Genomic DNA, 20392 nt, shown 5'->3' on the forward strand with positions numbered 1-20392 from the left:
CTTGTATACATCCCTGATGGCGCTGCCGACGCCATTTGCGCCGGTGCACCTCCTGTTTATCAACCTGGTGACGGATTCCCTTCCGGCCATTGCCATCGGTATGGAGAAGGCGGAGCCGGGGCTTCTGACGAAAAAACCGAGAAATCCGAAGGAAGGAATTCTGACGAAACGGTTCATCCTTCAGATTCTCCTCCAGGGGGCGCTCATAGCAGTCTGCACGATGACCGCCTATCATACCGGCCTGGCCACGGGCAGCGAGGCGGCGGCCAGTACCATGGCGTTTTCCACCCTGACCCTGGCGAGACTGTTCCATGGCTTCAACTGCCGCAGCTCTCACTCCATCTTTAAGATTGGCCTGATGAGCAACTTATACAGTATCATGGCGTTTGAGGCAGGAGTGGTGCTTCTGGCCGCGGTTCTGTTTGTGCCTGGGCTTCAGACCCTGTTCTCCGTAGCTGATCTATCAGTGAGGCAGCTGCTCACCATAGTTATATTTGCGGTGGTGCCGACACTGGTGATCCAGGCGTTTAAGACGGTGCGGGAGAGTATGCGGTAAAGGCGGGAATCTGCTGTATGTTTATTAAGCTGCTGTGATTTAAAAAATAACAGGCGTTCCGAAAATTGGTTTCGGAACGCCTTTCTGCGGCAAAATAGTACCAAAATCCGCTGGTTTCCAATGCCAGAAATGCTCATATCACCCTTTTTCAGGAGATGTCTGTAAATTTTAGAAACTACTTGAGAAAAAACACAAAATGCGATACGATAATACTATTATAGTTTTATTCTGTAACGTGGTTATTCAGCCTTCAGGAACGGACAGTCCGGGGGAGGAGAAGGGGCCGGAATGCGCGGTGGTCCCGGTAAAATGAAGATTTCGTGACAGAATTACGAAAGGACAAGAGAAGATGAAGTGGAAATACATAGCAAAACGGCTTCTGATTGCCATACCTACTTTTTTAGGGATTACGGTGCTGGCCTATTTTATTCTGAATCTGGCCCCCGGATCACCTCTGGACGCACTTCTTGCGGATCCCAAGATATCTCCTGCGGAACTGGAACGAAAACGGATTGCCCTTGGGCTTGACAAGCCTGTGGTCATCCAGTATTTCAGCTGGCTGAATCTGCTGCTTCATGGAGACTTAGGCTTCTCCTACAGCACCCAGAGACCGGTGGCGGCCATGATCGGAGAGCGTCTTCCGGCTACGGCATGTCTGGCAGGAGCATCGATTCTGCTGTCTCTGATTGTAGCGATTCCCCTGGGAATTTACGCGGCATCCAAACCGAATTCAAAGAGAGATTACGTTTCGGGCGGTATTTCACTCTTAATGATGGCGACTCCGAACTTCTTTGTGGGTCTGGTGTTTATCTATCTGTTTGCCATCGTATTCAAGATTCTTCCTTCAGGAGGAATGTACGATTCGGCGGGAGTGAAATCAGGCGCGGCACTGATGCGCCACATGATCATGCCCTGTCTTGTGCTGTCCTTCCAGCAGATCGGCGGGTGGGTCCGCCACATGCGCAGCAGTATGCTGGAGGTCATGCAGGAGGACTATATCCGGACCGCTCGTTCCAAGGGTCTGAAAAAATGGGGCGTTATCTACAAACATGGATTGAAAAACGCATTGATTCCGGTAATCACGGTGGTGGGTATGTCCATCCCGTCGCTGGTCGGCGGCGCCGTTATTACGGAGCAGGTATTCGGATGGCCAGGTGTCGGGTCTTTGATGGTTACCGCCATCAATGGCCGGGATTATCCGGTTATTATGGGAATCACCGTCATGATTGCGGCGGCGGTTCTGATCGCCAATATCTTAACCGATGTGGCCTACGGGCTTTTAGATCCGCGCATCAGCTATAAATAGGAGGGTAGACGAATGAAAAAAAGAGAGAATGAAAGCTACCTTTCCGAGGTACTTAGCAAACTGACGGAGCACAAGATGGCCATGGTTGGACTTTTTGTCATCACACTGGAGATCATTCTTGTGGTGGTGCTCCCGTTTATCATGCATTTAAATCCTTACGATTCGGATTATACGGCATTTTCCGCGGCGCCGAGCGGTCTCCATATTCTCGGCACGGATGCCATCGGGCGCGATATCTTTGCCAGACTGGTTTACGGAGGCAGGACCTCCCTTCTGGTAGGCTTATTGTCCACCATTATCAGCTGCGCCATCGGCGTTCCGCTGGTACTGATCGCAGGTTACTTCAGGGGCAAGGCGGAGATCGCCATCATGCGTGTGGCGGATATCTTCATGTCCTTCCCATCCATCGTCTTAATCCTGGTGCTGGTGGCTGTGATCGGACCGTCCATCTGGTCGGTTACCATTGTAATCGGCGTGCTGGGATGGACCCAGTTTGCCAGACTGATCTATGCCAATGTGCTTTCTGTCTCGGAAAAGGAATATGTGGAGTCTGCGAGGGCGATCGGTACTTCCAATTATAAGATTATTACGAAGTACATTTTGCCGAACTCCTTTGCCCCGATTCTGATCGCCATCACCTTTCAGATGGCCAGCGCGATCTTAATGGAATCATCTTTAAGCTTCCTTGGAATGGGCGTACAGCCGCCGGGAGCCAGCTGGGGCAATATGCTTTATGACGCTCAGTCGATTACGGTTCTTTCCAAACGGCTCTGGATCTGGATGCCGCCGGGAATTGCGCTGCTTATTACGGTGCTCAGCATCAATTTCCTGGGAGACGGAATCCGGGATGCTCTGGATCCGAAGATCAAAATTTAAATCAGGTAGTTATATCTACACATAAAAGGAGGATTCTATGAGAAAAAGTAAGAGTAAAATAACAAGATTGACAGCCATTGTCATGGCGGGGGCCATGGTACTGGGGCTGAGCGCCTGCGGCGGCAAGAACGCTGACAACGGTACGACGGCAGCAGGAAATTCCGGAACCACTCAGGCGGCGGGAGAAACCACCGCAGCACAGGGGTCGACAGGCGCGGCAGCGGGTGAGAAGGTGATCACGGCTGCGGTCAGCACCGCATGGGATACCATGATGCCGCTTAATACCACCAGCAACTATACCCGTATGATCTGCGATCAGATTTACGATCGTCTGACACAGTCCAACGCAGACGGAACGTATGAGGGACGTCTTGCCAAATCCTGGAGCGTGAATGAGGATTCCAGCGCGGTAACATTTGAACTGTATGACAACGCCGTATGGTCTGACGGAGAACCGGTTACGGCCGAGGACGTTGTGTTCAGCTATCAGATGTATTCCGATCCTAATGTAGACGCCAAGAGCCGTTACCATTTAGAGTATATCGCCGGCGTGGATGATTCCGGCGCGGAGCTTTCCGAGGATTCCATTGAAGTAACTGCAAACGGTGACTATGAGGTTACCTTCCAGTTAAAGAGTTCCATGTTCGTGGACACCTTCCTTCAGGATATTGATACGGTTTTCATCATCCCGAAGCATATTTTCGAAGGCAAGACGGCGCAGGAGATTAACTCCCCTGATTTATGGGCAAAGCCTGTTGGCTCCGGTCCATTTATCTATGACAGTGAGATCAACGGTGAGAGAATGGAATTTGTCAAGAATCCGAACTACCACTTAGGCGCGCCGAAGATTGACCGTCTCGTAATCCGTGTGACCGATTCCGCCAGTATGCTGGCCGGCTTAATCAACGGAGATCTCGATTTGATCGGCTACGGTTCCATTCTGATCGACGACTGGGATCTGGCTAATGAGCAGGAAAATCTGGTTGCGGAGTCCATTCCTACGACTTCCTATACCACACTGATCTTTAATACACAGAAACCGTATCTGACACAGGAAGTACGCCAGGCCCTGAGCATGGCGATCAACCGTCAGGTTCTCGTAGACGCCCTGCTGCAGGGCCAGGGCCAGCAGGTCATCACTCCGATTGCACCGATGAGCCCGTATTACAACAAAGATGTAACGGTATGGTACGATCCAGACAAGGCGAAGTCCATGCTGGAAGAAGCGAAGTTCCCGTTTGATCAGACTCTGACCTTCTATATTGCGGCAGGAAACAGTATCACGGAGCGTACAGCGGCTCTGATCGTACAGGATTTACAGAAGGTCGGCGTTAAGGTTCAGATTGAGCAGGTAGACTTCCCGACACTCATGAGCAACATGTTAGACGGCAAGCACGATATGGGAACCATCGGATCCGGCGGAACCTTAGACCCGAGCGAGAGCCGTGAGATGATCCATCCGGAGAGCTCCGTCAACTTCTGCCAGTTAAGAGATACAGAGATGACAGACGTAATCGACAAGGGCAACGCAGAGCTTACCTTTGAAGCCAGAAAACCGTACTTTGATGAGTATCAGGTGATGGTTAAAGAGCGTTCCGCCATGGCTTATCTGTATACAAAGAATACATTAACTGTTCATAACAAGAGAATTACAGGCATCAACGCAGAGAATTTCGATTCCCTGAACTGGTCGACCTGGAACTGGGATGTACAGTAAGGAACTTAAGAATAAAAGTTAAGAGGGAAAATTTATGGATTCATTGCTTACGGTGGACAGTTTACAGGTCCAGTTTAATACAAAAAAAGGAATTAATACAGCGGTTGACGGCATCAGCTTTTCGGTTGGAAAAGGCGAGATACTGGGAATCGTGGGAGAATCGGGCTGCGGTAAGAGCGTAACCAGTTTGTCGATCCTGCGGCTTTTAGGAACGAACGCCCGGATATCCCAGGGAAGTGTTAAGCTGGAAGGCAGGGAGCTGCTCTCCCTGTCTGAAGATGATATGTGTAAGATCCGGGGCAATGAGATCGCCATGATTTTCCAGGACCCGATGACGGCGCTCAATCCGACTCTGACCATCGGCGACCAGCTGATCGAGCCTCTGGTGATTCACCAGGGCTTCAACAAGAAGGACGCCAGGAAGGAGGCGGTCGAGGTTCTGAAAAAAGTAGGAATCTCGGCGCCGGAAAAGCGGCTGAAGGAGTATCCTCACCAGCTCTCCGGCGGTATGCGCCAGAGGGTCATGATCGCCATGGCCGTGTCCTGTGCACCCAAGCTTCTGATCGCGGACGAGCCGACCACGGCGCTTGACGTGACGATTCAGGCTCAGATTCTGGAGCTTATGCTGGATTTAAGGCAGAAGATGGATACGGCGGTCATTCTCATCACCCATGACATGGGCGTAGTGGCCGAGACCGCGGATAATATTCTGGTTCTTTACGCGGGCAAGGTTGTGGAATACGGATCGGTGAAAGAGATATTCAATACACCCAAGCATCCGTATACAAAGGGGCTTTTAAGCTCCATACCGCCTTTGGAAGAGGATGTGGAGGAACTGAACACTATAGAGGGAACGGTGCCCGGGCCAGGACAGATGCCGGTCGGCTGCCGTTTCAGCCCAAGATGCCCTTATGCGGATGAGCGGTGTGTGAAGGAACAGCCGGGAATCTATGAGGCAGGCGGTGCGAAGGTGAGCTGCTTTAGATATGAGGGTGATAACTATGAGAAGTGAGAATCAGGTTTTACTGGAAACGAAAGATTTGAGAAAATATTTTAGCGGGAAAAAGGGGCTGTTTAACTTAAATCCCCCGGTGGTAAAGGCGGTCGACGATATCAACCTGACGATTCACAAGGGCGAGACTCTGGGCCTGGTCGGTGAATCCGGCTGCGGAAAATCCACTCTCGGCAGAACGATCTTAAAGCTGATTCCCATGACCTCCGGTCAGGTGATTTACAACGGGGAAGACATTGCCGCCTATGACAAGAAGCAGATGTGGGAGATGCGCAAGCGGATGCAGATCATCTTCCAGGATCCCTACAGCTCGCTGAATCCGCGAATGACGGTATATGATCTGGTTAGCGCCCCTCTGGAGGTCTACGGGATTGGAAGCGCCGCAGAGCGGAAGGAGATGGTCATATCCATCTTAAACGATGTGGGACTGGACAAACAGTATTTGAACCGTTTTCCTCATGAATTCTCAGGAGGCCAGCGTCAGAGAATCGGCATAGCCAGGGCTCTGATCCTGAATCCGGAGTTCGTGGTCTGCGACGAGGCGGTATCGGCTCTCGACGTGTCTGTGCGGGCGCAGGTGCTGAACCTGATGAAAAAGATGCAGCAGAAGAGGAATCTCACCTATTTATTCATATCCCACGATTTGAGCGTGGTTCGCCACGTCAGCGACCGTGTGGCGGTTATGTATCTGGGAAGTGTGGTTGAGATCGCTGACAAGCAGGATTTATACGGAGCGCCACTCCATCCCTATACCAGGGCTCTGCTCTCCGCCATCCCCATTCCGGACGCCAACAGAAAGCGCAACCGCATTATATTGGAGGGAGACGTTCCCAGCGCTTATAATCCGCCTTCCGGCTGTAAGTTCCACACCCGCTGTCCCTATGCGACAGATCGGTGCCGGGAAGAGGTTCCGGCATTAAGAGATATGGGCGGCGGCCATAGTGTGGCGTGTCACTTTCCGCTGAACGAAGGTTTTTCTTGACATAAGCCCTAACCCGGTGGTACTATAATCATAGTTTATATAGAAACCTTAGAGATGACAGAGCAGGTTAAACACACGGGGCCGTAACCCCCGTTGTTTTGCCGGCTCTTTCCTTGTTTATCAGGGGCTGCACGCTTCTTGGGTGCTGCATGCTGTTTGAGTGCTGCATGCTGTTTGGGCGCTGCATGCTGCTTAAACGGGAAAAGCCGCGGGGATATGGCCGTCCGTTATACGGGGACCAGGCGGTCATCTCAGAAACGGCCGTGACGGCTGCCATTTATTATTACAGCAACCTGTGCGCAGAGTGTGCGGGGGCGCGTTACCAGAAGGGAGAAGAAACATGGGGAAGTATGTCATTGCATTGGACCAGGGGACGACAAGCTCCAGATGTATCCTGTTTGATGAGCAGGGAACGATCTGCAGCGTGGCGCAGAAGGAGTTTACACAGATCTTTCCGCAGCCGGGCTGGGTGGAGCATAATCCGATGGAGATCTGGTCATCCCAGTTGTCCGTAACCATGGAGGCGATGGGGAAAATAGGGGCGCATTACAGCGATATTGCAGCCATCGGCATCACGAATCAGCGTGAGACGACCATCGTATGGGATAAGGAGACTGGGGAACCGGTTTACAACGCCATCGTGTGGCAGTGCCGCAGGACGGCGGACCGCATTGAAGAATTGAAAAAAGACGAGCTTGCGAACCGGATTCGGGAGAAGACCGGCCTGATTCCGGATGCCTATTTTTCGGGAAGCAAGATTGAATGGATCTTAAATCACGTGGAAGGCGCCAGGGAACGGGCAGAGCGGGGAGAGCTGCTGTTTGGAACCGTGGATACGTGGCTGATCTGGAACCTGACCAAGGGCTGTATCCATGTGACCGATTATACGAACGCATCGAGAACCATGCTGTTTGACATTCACAGGAGATGCTGGGATGACGAGATTCTGGAGTATTTCGGAATTCCCAGGTGCATGCTACCGGATGTGAAGCCTTCCAGCTGCGTTTATGGCTATACCTCCTCCGATGTGATGGGCGGAAAGATCCCGATCGCCGGAGCAGCCGGAGATCAGCAGGCGGCGCTGTTCGGCCAGTGCTGTTTTGATGAGGGCGAAGTGAAGAATACATATGGAACCGGATGCTTCCTGCTTATGAATACAGGGGAAAAAGCGGTTCACTCTAAGAACGGCCTGCTTACTACCATTGCGGCCAGCGACGGGAACGAGGTGCGTTACGCCCTGGAGGGCAGTGTCTTCGTGGCGGGAGCCGCGGTACAGTGGCTGAGAGACGAGATGCGTATGGTGAGAAGCGCGCCGCAGACGGAGGAATACTGCACTGCGGTAGCCGATACGGGCGGCGTCTATGTGGTGCCTGCTTTTGCCGGTCTGGGAGCGCCTTATTGGGACCAGTATGCCAGGGGGACCATCGTAGGGGTGACCCGCGGTACCAGCAAGGAGCAGTTTATACGCGCCACCGTGGAATCCATGGCGTACCAGGTGTACGACTTAATCGAAGCCATGCAGCAGGATTCCGGTATCTGTTTAAGACAGCTTCGGGTAGACGGCGGCGCCTGCGCCAATAACTTCCTGATGCAGTTCCAGGCAGACCTTCTGAATACCGCCATTATCCGTCCGGACTGTATCGAGACCACTGCGCTGGGAGCTGCCTATCTGGCGGGTCTTGCCGTGGGTTACTGGAAGGACAAGGAAGAGATCAGAAAGAACTGGAAGGTGTCCAGGGCGTTTGAGAGCGGCATGGAGGAGGATCAGCGCCGCCGCCTCGTAAAGGGCTGGAAGCGGGCGATCAAGTGCGCGCTGTGCTGGGCAGAGGAAGAGTAAAGTAAGAAGCATTTGTACTTGACACCGGTCATCGGGTGTGATAGCATGAAACTAAATATGAAACCTTGAGACGACAGAGTAAGGTAGATAGACGGAGGTAATCCGTTTGTTTCCCTTACTCTTTTTGCGTAGAAGGAAAAGGTTCTTACACCGCAAAATGCTTCGTTTCACAGGAACGAGAGGATCAATCAGGAGGAATGAAAATGGAAAGTTTGAATTACGATGCGGTCATCATTGGCGGCGGGGTAACCGGATGCGCGGTAGCCAGGGAACTGTCCCGCTACGAGCTGTCGGTCTGTGTACTGGAAAAGGAAGAGGATGTGTGCTCGGGAACATCGAAAGCCAACAGCGCCATCGCTCACGCCGGGCATGATGCCACGCCAGGCTCCTTAAAGGCGAAATTCAATGTACAGGGAAGCCAGATGATGGAACCGCTCTCGAAGGAACTGGATTTTGACTACGTGAGAAATGGTTCTCTCGTTCTCTGCTTCTCGAACGACGATCTCCCGGCGCTGGAAGAGCTCCTGGAAAAGGGAAAACGCAATGGGGTCCAGGGACTGGAGATTATCTCCGGCGATGAAGTCAGAAGGATGGAGCCTAACGTGACAGATACCGTGGTGGCAGCGCTCTACGCGCCGACCGGTGGAATTGTCTGCCCCTTTGGCCTTACCATCGCGCTGGCCGAAAACGCAGCGGACAACGGAGTGGAATTCAAATTTCTGACTGAAGTAAATGAGATTAAGAAAGACGGAGAAGGCTACATCCTGGAGACAGGAAAGGGAGCCATAACGACGAAATATATTATCAATGCCGCAGGCGTTTACGCGGACCGCTTCCACAACATGGTCAGCGGCAATAAGATACATATTACCCCGCGTAAGGGCGACTACTGCCTGCTGGACAAAGAAGCGGGCGGCCATGTGAGCCATACCATTTTCCAGCTTCCGGGTAAATTGGGAAAGGGCGTTCTGGTATCACCGACGGTCCATGGCAACCTGCTTACCGGACCGACCGCTGTGGATATCGAGGATAAGGAAGGCAACGCCACAACGGCGGAAGAGCTGGCATTTGTCATAGAGAAGTCTTCCATCGGCGTAAAGAACGTTCCGTTCCGTCAGGTCATTACATCATTCTCCGGTCTCCGGGCCCATGAGGATGGCGATGATTTCGTTATCGGTGAAGCGGAGGATGCACCGGGATTCTTCGACGCGGCAGGCATCGAATCTCCGGGTCTTACCAGCGCACCGGCCATCGGCGTCTATCTGGCAGAGCTTGTAGCCGGCAGGGCGGGAGCCGTTCAGAAGAAGGACTGGAAGCGGGAGCGCAGGGGCATTGTCCGTCCGGAGAAGATGAGCGTGGAAGAGAGAGCGGAGCTGATCCGTCAGAGACCGGAATACGGCACGATCATCTGTCGCTGTGAAGGAGTCAGTGAAGGTGAGATCATTGATTCCATAAGAAGAACGCTGGGAGCGGTGTCACTGGACGGCGTGAAGCGCAGAGTCAGACAGGGCATGGGAAGATGCCAGGCCGGCTTCTGTACGCCGAGGACCATGGAGATCCTGTCCCGAGAGCTTGGAATCACAATGGAAGAAGTCTGCAAAAATGCGCCCGGATCCAATATGCTGACCGGTCAGAAATAAGGGGGAGAATGATATGACACAACATGATATCGTAATCATCGGAGGCGGCCCGGCCGGGCTGGCGGCAGCGGTTGCCGCAAAACGGGCAGGAGCGGAAGATATCCTGATTCTGGAGAGGGACAGCTGCCTGGGAGGTATCTTAAACCAGTGTATCCACAACGGATTCGGACTTCACACGTTCAAGGAAGAGCTGACCGGACCGGAATATGCGGCGCGCTATATTGACATGGTAAAAGAGGAGAAGATCCCTTACAAATTAAATACCATGGTCATTGATATCAATAAAGAGAAGGAAATCACCGTCATCAACCGGGAGGACGGATTGCATGTAATCAAGGCTAAGGCCATCATTCTGGCCATGGGTTGCCGGGAACGTCCCCGCGGCGCCTTAAACATCCCGGGTTACCGTCCGGCGGGAATCTATTCGGCGGGCACAGCGCAGCGCCTCATGAACATCGAGGGCTTCAGTGTGGGCCGTGAGGTCGTGATCCTGGGTTCCGGCGATATCGGACTCATTATGGCAAGAAGAATGACGCTGGAAGGCGCAAAGGTGAAGGTCGTTGCGGAGCTGATGCCTTATTCCGGCGGTTTAAAGAGAAATATCGTTCAGTGTCTCGACGACTACGGCATCCCGTTGAAGCTCAGCCACACTGTGATTGATATCCAGGGAAAAGAGCGGGTAACAGGAATTACCCTGGCAAAGGTAGACGAGAACCGGAAACCGATTCCGGGAACAGAGGAATACTACAGCTGCGATACCCTTCTTCTCTCCGTGGGACTGATCCCGGAAAATGAGCTTACCAAGGGCATCGGCGCATCTATGAACCGGGTGACTCAGGGGCCGAATGTCAATGATCAGCTGGAAACGGATACCAGCGGCGTGTTTGCCTGCGGCAACGTGCTTCATGTACATGATCTGGTTGATTACGTTTCCGAGGAGGCGACTCTGGCCGGCTCCAATGCCGCAGCGTATGTGGGAGCGGGAAGTGAAAAACAGACGGGTCATATCGTTGCGCTGAAAGCGGAGAACGGGGTTCGTTACACGGTTCCCCAGGCGATTAATATCGATCATATGAATGACAAGGTTACGGTGAGATTCCGTGTGGCTGATGTCTATAAGGACCGCTTTATCAGCGTCTATTACGACGGCGTGCGCGTGTCGAAAAAGAAGAAAAAAGTCCTCGCGCCAGGTGAGATGGAGCAGGTCGTGTTAAAGAAAGATAGCTTTTCCGGCTGCCCCGACTTAAAAAATATTGTGATTTGTACGGAGGTGGAGTAAAATGGAGGTTAGAGAGTTAATCTGTATCGGCTGCCCGCTTGGCTGTCCCCTGACGGTTCGTCTGGAAGGAGGCGAGGTGGAGGTCTCCGGCAATACGTGTGTGAGAGGCGCCGATTACGCAAAGAAGGAAGTGTTAAGCCCCACCAGGATCGTAACCTCTTCCGTTCACGTGGATGGCGGGACCATCGAGATGGTATCCGTTAAGACGGAACATGATATACCGAAGGGCAAGATCTTCGAATGCATGGATGAGATACGTAAGGTGACGATTCCGGCCCCTGTGAAGATCGGTGATGTGGTGATAGCGGACTGCGCCGGTACGGGAGTATCCATCGTGGCGACGAAGAACGTGGAGGCAGTAATTGCATAAAAGACCTTAAGCAGAAAGGAATCAGAAGACATATGAGATGGAATATCAACAGATTTTTTAATCCGGAGAACCGGTTCTGGGCATTTATGGAGAGGGTGACGGATATCTGTGTTCTCAGTTTCTTCTGGTTCCTTTTCAGCATCCCGGTGGTGACTGCGGGCGCGGCGACCACCGCCCTGTTTCAGTATACGCTTCGTCTGACTGCGGACGAGGAGGGATACGTCTGGAAGACCTTCCGGGAGGGCTTTAAGAAGAATCTTGGTCAGGCCACCATTCTCTGGATCGGCGCAGTCCTCGTGGGGGCATTTCTGGTGTTTGATTTATGGTGCTGCCAGTTTCTCGCCCCACTGGGGGCGGTTCGCTTCTTTGCATTTTTCCTGCTGATCGGCGCTATTTTCGTCTATTTATTAACAATAATTTATCTGTTTCCCCTGCTCGCTTTCTTTCATGTCGATACCAGAAAGGTGATAAGGGATTCTTTCGTCATGTCCGTCGGAAATCTTCACGTTTCTGTCACAATCCTTGTAATATATGGAATTACAGCAGTTGTAACGTATTTCTTCCCCATGCTTTTTATGTTCTGGTTTGCCCTTGGCAGCTATGTGGCATCATTTTTTTACCGTTTTATTTTCTATAAATACATAAAAGATGACGAAGAGTAAGTGGTAAAAATTGTTAAAAAAAAGTCAATTTTTATGAAAAGGAAATAAAAAGATATAAGAATAAATAAAAAAATTATGCAAAATAGATAAAGAATTACTTGCATAATGGAATAATCTATGATACCATAGTTCTATCAGAAAAGAATATGGGTTGCTTGAGAGAGACTGAGATCGGAGCAAGTGTAGGATGCATATGAGCAATATGCTTTCGGCGCATGCACAATCTCTTTTTTATTGCTGTTTTTTCGCCGGGAGGAGTCGTAACCTTCAGGCGGAAGGGTCTCAGAGGGCAACGGAAGGGAGTCGTAAAAGACATGAAAAAAAGGGGTATCGCATTATTAATGGTGGCTGCAATGATGGCAGGAACACTGAGTGGTTGCAGCGGCGGAGGTTCCACCGGCAAGGCTGGGGCAGGCGCGCAGACAGAGGCACAGACCGTGGCGGAGGTAGATCCGTCCCTGTATGAGGTGACGGAGCCGATCACCATCAAGTGGTGGCACGCGCTGGAGGAACAGTATTCTGAGACCGTGCAGAAGGTCGTGGACGACTTCAACAAATCACAGGATATGATCACAGTGGAAGCGGAGTACATCGGAAGCTACAAGAAATTAAATGAGGCTCTGGTAGCGGCCCATGCGGCGGGGACCGATCTTCCGGCAATTACGGTTGCCAATACTCCTTACGTGGCGGAATACGGTGCAGGCGGTCTGACTGAGGACTTAACACCCTATATCCAGGCCAGCGGCTATGATTTAAAGGACTTCGGCGAAGGCATGATTACGGCTTCCAGCTACAACGGCAAGCAGGTATCCCTTCCCTTCCTGATCTCCACGCAGATCGTTTACTACAACAAAGATATGGCGGACGAGCTGGGTATAGAGATTCCGGAAAAGTGGGATGACATGGATGCGTTCCTTGAGAAGACCTCCAAGGTCAACGCGGACGGAACGACGGCGGTGTACGGAACCATTATGCCGGGGTGGGATCAGTGGTATTATGAGACCTTCTACTTAAATCAGGGGGTGAAGATCATCAATGATGACCAGGTAACCACGGACTTAGGCGATGAGAAGGCGGTGGAGATCGCGGCCAAGATTAAAGAATGGTGCGATAAGGGCTATACATACTGGACAGGAACCGCGGATGACGCGTCCTCCATCATGCGTCAGCACTTTATCGACGGCGAGGCATTTTCCGTTGTACATACAAGCTCCCTGTATACGAACTATTTGAGCCAGTGTAATTTCGAGATCGGTATGGCATGGCTTCCGGGCGGCGAGACGAAGAACCAGGAGATCGGCGGCTGCGTGCTGTTAATCCCATCCAAGAACGATCAGGCTACGAAGAACGCGGCATGGCAGTTTATGCAGTACTTATGCAGCAAGGAAGTAAACTTAACATGGGCAAGAGGAACCGGATATATCCCGACCAGAAAGTCCGTACTCACAACCGATGAAGGCAAGGCATTCTTAGAGGAGAAGCCGGCATTCCAGTGTATTTTCGATAATCTGGACCTGATTCAGCCGAGAATCCAGCACAAGGCATGGTCCCAGATGGCTAATATCTGGAAGAACGACATGGCACAGCTCATGCTGGAGGGCGGAGACGCGCAGAAATCCATGGAAAAGATGGCCGAGGAAATTGATGACGTATTAGGAGATTCCTGATGCAGTTTGGCGGGGGTATCATATGAAAGAGAAAAAACATATCAATCCAAGAAAAGTATCCGCGATGAAGGATTTTGCCTGTGTACTTCCGGTACTGATTTTTCTGGCGGTATTTACCTACTATCCGATCGCGGAGCTGTTCCGGATCAGCTTTACCGACTGGAACATGTTAAATGATACGTGGCACTATGTAGGCTTTAAGAACTGGAAATGGCTGTTCGGGGGTTCCGGTACCAAGTATCTCTGGAACTCCCTGAAGGTCACGATTCTCTATTCGGCCGGCGAGATCTTCATCACGCTGGTGGGGGGCATGATCTTCGCCCTGATCTTTAACCGTATGACGAAGGGGTTCTCCGCCATGAGAGCCATCGTCTTTATGCCGAAATACGTGGCGATGTCCTCCGCGGCAGTTGTGTTCTTATGGATTTTAAATACGGACGGCGGTATCTTAAACTACCTCTTATCCCTGGTTGGAATCAGTAAAGTGGACTGGCTGGGCAACCGCCACACCGCCCTGCTTTCGGTCCTGATGCTGACCGGATGGCGGTGCGTGGGATATGGAATGATGGTGTATTTGTCTGCCATGATGGGCATTTCCACGGACTATTACGAAGCGGCCTCCCTGGATGGGGCCAATGCGATACAGCGGTTCTTTAAGATCACGATTCCGATGCTGTCGCCGACCACACTGTTTTTATTTGTCACCACCTTCCTTTCTTCCATGAAGGTGTTCCAGTCTGTAGATATCCTGACACAGGGCGGCCCGTACCGTTCGACCGAAGTGTTCGTGTATAACATTTACCGTTATGCGATGGAAGATTTCCGGATGGACCGCGCTTCCACAGTGGCGATCTTCTTCTTCCTGCTTCTGCTGGTGGTGACGGTGGCTACCATGAAGGTATCTAACGGCAACGTGACGTACGATTCATAGGGGGGGACAACATGGAGAAACATACAATGAAGGACGGACGGGATATTAACCGTACCGCCAGGAGAAAAAAGGCGACGATTACGGCAGTCCAGTGGGTTCTTGCCATCATCGTCCTGATTATCATCGTGTTCCCGATCTACTGGATGCTGGTATCCTCCGTAAAATCCCAGGAGGAGATTCTGCTTCCGGTACCGACCTTATGGCCGAAGGAATTCCACTTCGAGAACTACATCAATGTATTAAAAAAGGGCAATTTCGCCAGATACTATTTCAATACGGCTGTCATGACGGCCGGCATCCTGATCGGACAGGTCCTGACCGGTATCTTCGCAGGCTATGGATTTTCCAAGGGCAGATTTAAAGGCCAGAACTTCTGCTTTATCATCGTTCTGGGCGCCCTGATGATTCCGCTCCAGGTTACGTTTATTCCGATCTATATCATGATGGCAAACTGGGGAATGTCAGATACCTTCTTAGGTCTGATTCTTCCGGAAGCCGTGTCGCCGTATTACATCTTCATGCTGCGCCAGACCTTTATGGCGATTGACGACAGCTATATCGAGGCGGCCAGAATCGACGGGCTGGGCCGTGTGGGAATTATCACGAAGATTTTGGCTCCCATGTGCCGCTCCACGTTATTTACGGTTACGCTGGTGACCTTTACCAATGGCTGGAACGCTTACTTCTGGCCGAAGATCATCGCCAAGGGCGAGAAGCGCCGTGTGCTTACAGTCGGACTTGCCTATTTAAAGAATACCTTTGCCGGTGCTGAATCCATGAACAACCATGAGATCATGGCCGGCGCGGTGATGGCGGTTGTACCTGTCATCATCCTGTTCTTCATTTTCCAGAAATACATGCTGACCGGATACTCCAAGGCAGCCATGAAATAAGAAACCGAGGGAATCAACATGAAAGTATACGCACACAGAGGTTACAGCGGAAGATATCCGGAGAACACCATGCTGTCGTTTCAGAAGGCGGCGGAGACTGGATGCGACGGAATCGAGCTGGATGTACAGCTGACCAGGGACGGTACCGTGGTGGTGATCCATGACGAAGCCGTTGACCGGACGACAGACGGAACGGGCCTGGTGAAGGATTATACCTTTGAGGAGTTAAGAAAGCTGGACGCTGGAACAATTAAGGGAGGCCGATACGGCTTCTGCCCGGTTCCTTCCTTTGAGGAGTACTGTGAATGGGCCAGCCAGTACGGGTTTATGACAAATGTGGAGATTAAGACCGGGGTGTACTATTATGAACATATTGAGGAAAAGACCCTGGAGATTATTAAGAAGTACCATTTAGAGGACAGAGTCATGTTCTCGTCCTTCAACCACCTGTCTCTGGAGCGGCTGAAGGAGCTTGCGCCGGATATTCCGCGCGGAGCCTTACTGGAGCATGCCGGCTTAGGAAATGCGGGGTATTACTGCAGCCGCTGCGGCTATGCCTGTTACCACCCGGGGATCAGGGGACTTACGGAGGAGACCGTCAGAAACTGCAGGGACCATGGAATCGGTGTAAATGTCTGGACCATCAACGACATGGAAAGCCTGGAAAACACTTACGAGTGGGGCTGCAGCGGAATCTTCACGAACTACCCGGAGATCTGCAAGAGCTGGCTGGATCATAAAGGCTGACTGCAGAGACCGGAAGCTGTCGGTTAAAAAATAAAAGAAATAAGGATTTAAGACGATTCAACCGTTTTAAATCCTTATTTGATATGAGAAAGGGACTTTATATGAAACGCGGTACGAAAAAACGGAGCTTTTTGTGCAGGCAATTTTCACAGAAATGACAAAAATTCGGATTCTTACTTGACTCTGTGGAGAAGGATTGCTAAAGTATAAGAAGTTGGGAAAAATTTTCCGGCCGTCTTCGGATGCGCCGCGGACGCGGTTTCGCCGTATATGGGAAAACCGTGGTTCATGTAAGGGAGGAAGTACGTTGAAGTTACTGACATATGAAGTTGACAGAAGAAAAGATATTGGGGTTATGAGCAAGGATGAGATGTGGGTATATCCGCTTCGGGCATTCGGCATGGAATATACGAGTATGATGGAAGTCGTAAAGGGATTCAGCCAGTCGGAAAAGGATTTGCTGGAGCACGTGTCCGGATTGGAACCGTACGGCATCACAGGGGCGGCTATGCGTTCTGAGGTGAGGATTCTGGCTCCGATCGAGGCGCCGGAACAGGATATTATCTGTCTTGGGCTTAACTACATGGAGCATGCGGAAGAATCCGCCAGATTTAAGAAGGAAGCATTTGACGGAGTGCGGAAGGAAGTGGTCTATTTCTCCAAGAGGGTAAACCGAACGGTTGACCCGGATGGGGAGATTTCCAGTCACAGCGATATCGTGGACAGTCTCGATTATGAGGCGGAGCTTGGCGTGATCATTGGAAAAGAGGCTTACCGGGTTCCGAAGGAGCAGGTCAGGGACCACATCTTTGGATACACAATTATTAATGATGTGAGCGCGCGCAATGTGCAGAACGCCCACAAGCAGTGGTATTTTGGAAAGAGTCTGGACGGTTTTACACCGATGGGACCGTGTATTCTGACCGCGGACAGCGTGGAATACCCGCCAAAGTTCCCGATCCGATCCCTCGTAAATGGTGAGGTGCGGCAGGAGAGCAATACAGAGCGGATGATTTTTGATATCGATCATATTGTAAGTGAATTATCCATGGGAATGACGCTGAAGGCGGGTACCATCATTTCCACAGGAACGCCATCCGGTGTCGGAATGGGCTTTACGCCGCCGAAGTTTTTAAAGGCCGGTGATGTGGTGGAGTGTGTGATCGAGGGGATCGGTTCTATCAAGAATACGGTTTCTGAGTAGATTAGAGCGTGTTTGATAAAGAATAGAATAAAAACCTTTGAGAGAAAGAGTAAGGGATAGAAACGAATGGATTTCGTTTTATTTCCTTGCTCTTTTTTGACGTTTCCGTGCAGTGGGATGCGTGCTGACGGTCACTGGGGAACAGTTACTATAAATGGGAACAGGGGGCAAAAAAATGCAGGGATATTTAGCAGGGGTAAGTGAAGGCACCAGGGTATTGCTGATTCTGTCAGTGATCCTGTTTGCCGGTTTTATTATGACGCGGCTGACCAATACGCTGAATTTGCCAAAGGTCAGCGGTTATATTATGGCGGGAATCTTAATCGGGCCATGCGGGTTAAATCTAATCCCGGTAGAGATTATCGGCCACATGGGGTTTGTCAGCGATCTGGCGCTGGCGTTTATTGCGTTCGGGGTCGGAAAGTTTTTTAAGAAGGAAGTGCTGTTAAAGACGGGAAGCCGGATCATTATCATCACGCTCTTCGAGGCCCTGCTGGCCGGCGTGCTGGTAACGCTGTTCTGTGTGGGCGTCTTCAAGATGGAGTGGAATTTTGCGTTGATTCTGGGCGCAATCGCGACGGCGACAGCACCGGCCAGCACGATGATGACGATCAACCAGTATAAGGCAAAGGGAGAATTTGTCAATACGCTGCTGCAGATCGTGGCGCTGGATGATGTGGTCTGCCTTCTGGCGTTCAGTATTGTGGCAGGCATCGCCGGACGAACGGGAAATGAAGAGCTGACCATGTCCACGGTCCTGATGCCGGTGGTCTATAATATCCTGGCTCTGGGTCTGGGATTTTTCTGCGGTTACTTCTTGAGCAGGCTTCTGATACCGGCCAGAAGCAAGGACAACAGGCTGATTCTGGCTATTGCCATGCTTCTGGGGATCTCTGGTATCTGCGCGTCTCTCGATATTTCGCCGCTGCTGTCCTGCATGATCTTCGGCGCGTCGTATATCAATCTTACCAGCGATAAGAAGCTGTACCGGCAGATTAATAACTTTACGCCTCCGGTCATGTCCATATTCTTTATCATGTCGGGCATGAATCTGGATCTGTCTGCGCTGACCACTGTGGGTACGGTGGGTCTGGCATACTTTATCGTGAGAATTATCGGGAAGTATCTGGGAACGTATATCAGCTGCCTGATTACGGGAACCAGCAGGGAAATTCGAAATTATATGGGCCTGGCTCTGATCCCGCAGGCCGGTGTTGCCATCGGTCTGGCGTTTCTGGGACAGAGGCTGCTTCCCGAGGAGATGGGGAAACTGCTTCTGACCATTATTCTCTCTTCTTCCGTCCTCTACGAGATGGTAGGGCCGGTCTGCGCCAAGATGTCCCTGTTCCTCTCCGGCAGCATTACCACGGAGAAAATGAAGGAAGTGGCAAAGGAGAGGGAGGAGGAGATTCACGAGGAGAACCTGATTGCATCGGAAAATGAGGAACATGAGGAAGACGATGGGAGTTGGGGTGATGGAAGTGAAGATGGATGTGAAGATGGTGGTGAAGATGGAATTGAAGATGAGAGCGAAAATGGCAGTGATGATGGGAGTGAAGATGAGAGTGAAAATGAGAGTGACGGAGAACGTGATACGAATGGAAAACTCGAATCTGACGTAAATGAAAGCGGCGAAATGGAGGAGGAAGACGGGAACTGTAATGGGGAGGGCAGATCCAGTAAAGACGGCATAGAATGCAGCTCAAAGAAATCGTCAAAAAGAAAAAAGGAGTATGGGGAAGAGGATAATTCCAAAGCAGACCTACATAAAATGACTGACCAGCCGAATGGTGACAGCAACGGAAAAAAGGCTGGAAATGGAAAAGGCCGGAAAAATACGGAAACTCGCAAAAAAAAAGAAATGTCAGACGAGGAACTCCTGCAGCATGAGCTTTTAGAGCAGATTAAGGAACTGGAGGCGGGCGTCGAAGATCAGGAGGAAGATTACGATATCGAACGCGAGATCGAGCCGGAAAAAGAGAAAGCACCGAGGAAGGGGAAGGCGAGAAAGAAAAAGAAATAGTTTTTCAGTGACTTGAAGTGAACAGCGCCCGTGAAACAGAATGTATAAAACATGTTTTACGGGCGCTGCTGTAATTCCAATACAGAAATAAATTTAATCTTTTGTGCAGGACAGATCCTGCTTATTATTTTGCGCTACTCTTTTCATATCGGCCTCAATCAGGGCATTCACATAGCTGTTTAGGGATTTGTATCCGCTAGCCTTCCAATGAGCTTCGATGACAACTTTATAGCCTTTTGGGACATTAAATATACACCTGTCATATTTCTCTTTTTGAAATTCCTGTATATACTTCGCCTGATTAAAATCACCCATATATTATCTCCTGGATATGTTGTGTCACTAATGTACAAATAATGCACGAATATTATGTCACTAATGCATATGTACATTGTGTCACTAATGATGTATAATTAAATTCTGAGAGACGTCGTCTCTTCTTTGCTACTTGTCAGATGTGTTTCCCTTCTTTTTTTCAAGTGCCTCGAAACCTAACCGAATTAAATCCAGTGTTGCAGCTGAACGGCTGGGATAACGGTTCTCAAAACGAAAATCATCGATTTGTCTTAAAAGCTCCTCATCTACAATAACGGTATAGCGTGGTTTTTCTGTTGGCATAGTGATTCCCTCCATAGTTCATATTATGCATGAGTTCATAGGTTCTGTCAAGCCAGAAGTTTCTGAGCGAAA

Annotated in this window: 19 protein-coding genes; 17 read left to right on the forward strand and 2 right to left on the reverse strand. The window is 50.8% G+C overall.

Annotation, left to right across the window (positions count from 1 at the left end):
* The 17 genes from ACLTD4_RS22470 to ACLTD4_RS22550 form a co-directional block, all read left to right on the forward strand.
* Positions 1-556: cation transporting ATPase C-terminal domain-containing protein (locus ACLTD4_RS22470; protein WP_412331573.1), on the forward strand; the 556-nt coding region annotated here is incomplete at its 5' end.
* A gap of 349 nt (positions 557-905) precedes the next feature.
* Positions 906-1862, forward strand: coding sequence for an ABC transporter permease (locus tag ACLTD4_RS22475; RefSeq protein ID WP_002605251.1), 957 nt, complete (start codon positions 906-908; stop codon positions 1860-1862).
* A gap of 12 nt (positions 1863-1874) precedes the next feature.
* On the forward strand, positions 1875-2738 hold the full coding sequence (locus ACLTD4_RS22480; RefSeq protein ID WP_412331574.1) for an ABC transporter permease: 864 nt from the start codon (positions 1875-1877) through the stop codon (positions 2736-2738).
* Between the two features lie 37 nt (positions 2739-2775).
* On the forward strand, positions 2776-4455 hold the full coding sequence (locus tag ACLTD4_RS22485) for an ABC transporter substrate-binding protein (protein WP_117621944.1): 1680 nt from the start codon (positions 2776-2778) through the stop codon (positions 4453-4455).
* A gap of 34 nt (positions 4456-4489) precedes the next feature.
* Positions 4490-5467: an ABC transporter ATP-binding protein gene (locus ACLTD4_RS22490; protein ID WP_055660145.1), complete on the forward strand. Its 978-nt coding sequence runs from the start codon at positions 4490-4492 to the stop codon at positions 5465-5467.
* A complete protein-coding gene (locus ACLTD4_RS22495) occupies positions 5457-6449 on the forward strand; it encodes an ABC transporter ATP-binding protein (RefSeq protein ID WP_055660147.1) in 993 nt (330 codons plus the stop codon). Before ACLTD4_RS22490 ends, ACLTD4_RS22495 begins: the two co-directional genes overlap by 11 nt.
* A 340-nt stretch (positions 6450-6789) precedes the next feature.
* Positions 6790-8286, forward strand: a complete 1497-nt coding sequence (gene glpK / locus ACLTD4_RS22500) for a glycerol kinase GlpK (protein WP_055660148.1) — start codon at positions 6790-6792, stop codon at positions 8284-8286.
* Between the two features lie 203 nt (positions 8287-8489).
* A complete protein-coding gene (locus tag ACLTD4_RS22505) occupies positions 8490-9926 on the forward strand; it encodes an NAD(P)/FAD-dependent oxidoreductase (protein ID WP_117621945.1) in 1437 nt (478 codons plus the stop codon).
* A 13-nt stretch (positions 9927-9939) separates the two neighbouring features.
* On the forward strand, positions 9940-11205 hold the full coding sequence (locus ACLTD4_RS22510) for an NAD(P)/FAD-dependent oxidoreductase (RefSeq protein ID WP_117621946.1): 1266 nt from the start codon (positions 9940-9942) through the stop codon (positions 11203-11205).
* A gap of 1 nt (position 11206) precedes the next feature.
* Positions 11207-11575, forward strand: a complete 369-nt coding sequence (locus ACLTD4_RS22515) for a DUF1667 domain-containing protein (protein ID WP_055660154.1) — start codon at positions 11207-11209, stop codon at positions 11573-11575.
* 32 nt (positions 11576-11607) lie between these two features.
* Complete coding sequence (locus ACLTD4_RS22520; protein ID WP_117621947.1) at positions 11608-12237, forward strand: YesL family protein; 630 nt, start codon at positions 11608-11610, stop codon at positions 12235-12237.
* 314 nt (positions 12238-12551) lie between these two features.
* Positions 12552-13904: an ABC transporter substrate-binding protein gene (locus ACLTD4_RS22525; protein WP_117621965.1), complete on the forward strand. Its 1353-nt coding sequence runs from the start codon at positions 12552-12554 to the stop codon at positions 13902-13904.
* 22 nt (positions 13905-13926) lie between these two features.
* Positions 13927-14835, forward strand: a complete 909-nt coding sequence (locus ACLTD4_RS22530) for a carbohydrate ABC transporter permease (RefSeq protein WP_002605240.1) — start codon at positions 13927-13929, stop codon at positions 14833-14835.
* An 11-nt stretch (positions 14836-14846) separates the two neighbouring features.
* Complete coding sequence (locus ACLTD4_RS22535; protein ID WP_002605239.1) at positions 14847-15728, forward strand: carbohydrate ABC transporter permease; 882 nt, start codon at positions 14847-14849, stop codon at positions 15726-15728.
* 18 nt (positions 15729-15746) lie between these two features.
* A complete protein-coding gene (locus ACLTD4_RS22540) occupies positions 15747-16475 on the forward strand; it encodes a glycerophosphodiester phosphodiesterase (RefSeq protein ID WP_117621948.1) in 729 nt (242 codons plus the stop codon).
* Positions 16476-16782: 307 nt separating this feature from the next.
* Positions 16783-17679 (forward strand): fumarylacetoacetate hydrolase family protein, encoded by an 897-nt coding sequence (locus tag ACLTD4_RS22545; RefSeq protein ID WP_117621949.1) that lies wholly within the window; start codon positions 16783-16785, stop codon positions 17677-17679.
* Between the two features lie 175 nt (positions 17680-17854).
* Positions 17855-19702: a cation:proton antiporter gene (locus ACLTD4_RS22550; protein ID WP_117621950.1), complete on the forward strand. Its 1848-nt coding sequence runs from the start codon at positions 17855-17857 to the stop codon at positions 19700-19702.
* A gap of 93 nt (positions 19703-19795) precedes the next feature.
* On the opposite strand, the gene ACLTD4_RS22555 is transcribed toward ACLTD4_RS22550, so the two are convergent.
* Entirely contained in the window at positions 19796-20017 is a 222-nt protein-coding gene (locus ACLTD4_RS22555; RefSeq protein WP_002605235.1) for a hypothetical protein, read from the reverse strand.
* Positions 20018-20146: 129 nt separating this feature from the next.
* Complete coding sequence (locus ACLTD4_RS22560) at positions 20147-20320, reverse strand: ribbon-helix-helix domain-containing protein (protein WP_172683675.1); 174 nt, start codon at positions 20318-20320, stop codon at positions 20147-20149.
* Positions 20321-20392: the final 72 nt, after the last annotated feature.

It is taken from the genome of Hungatella sp., from assembly GCF_046966825.1.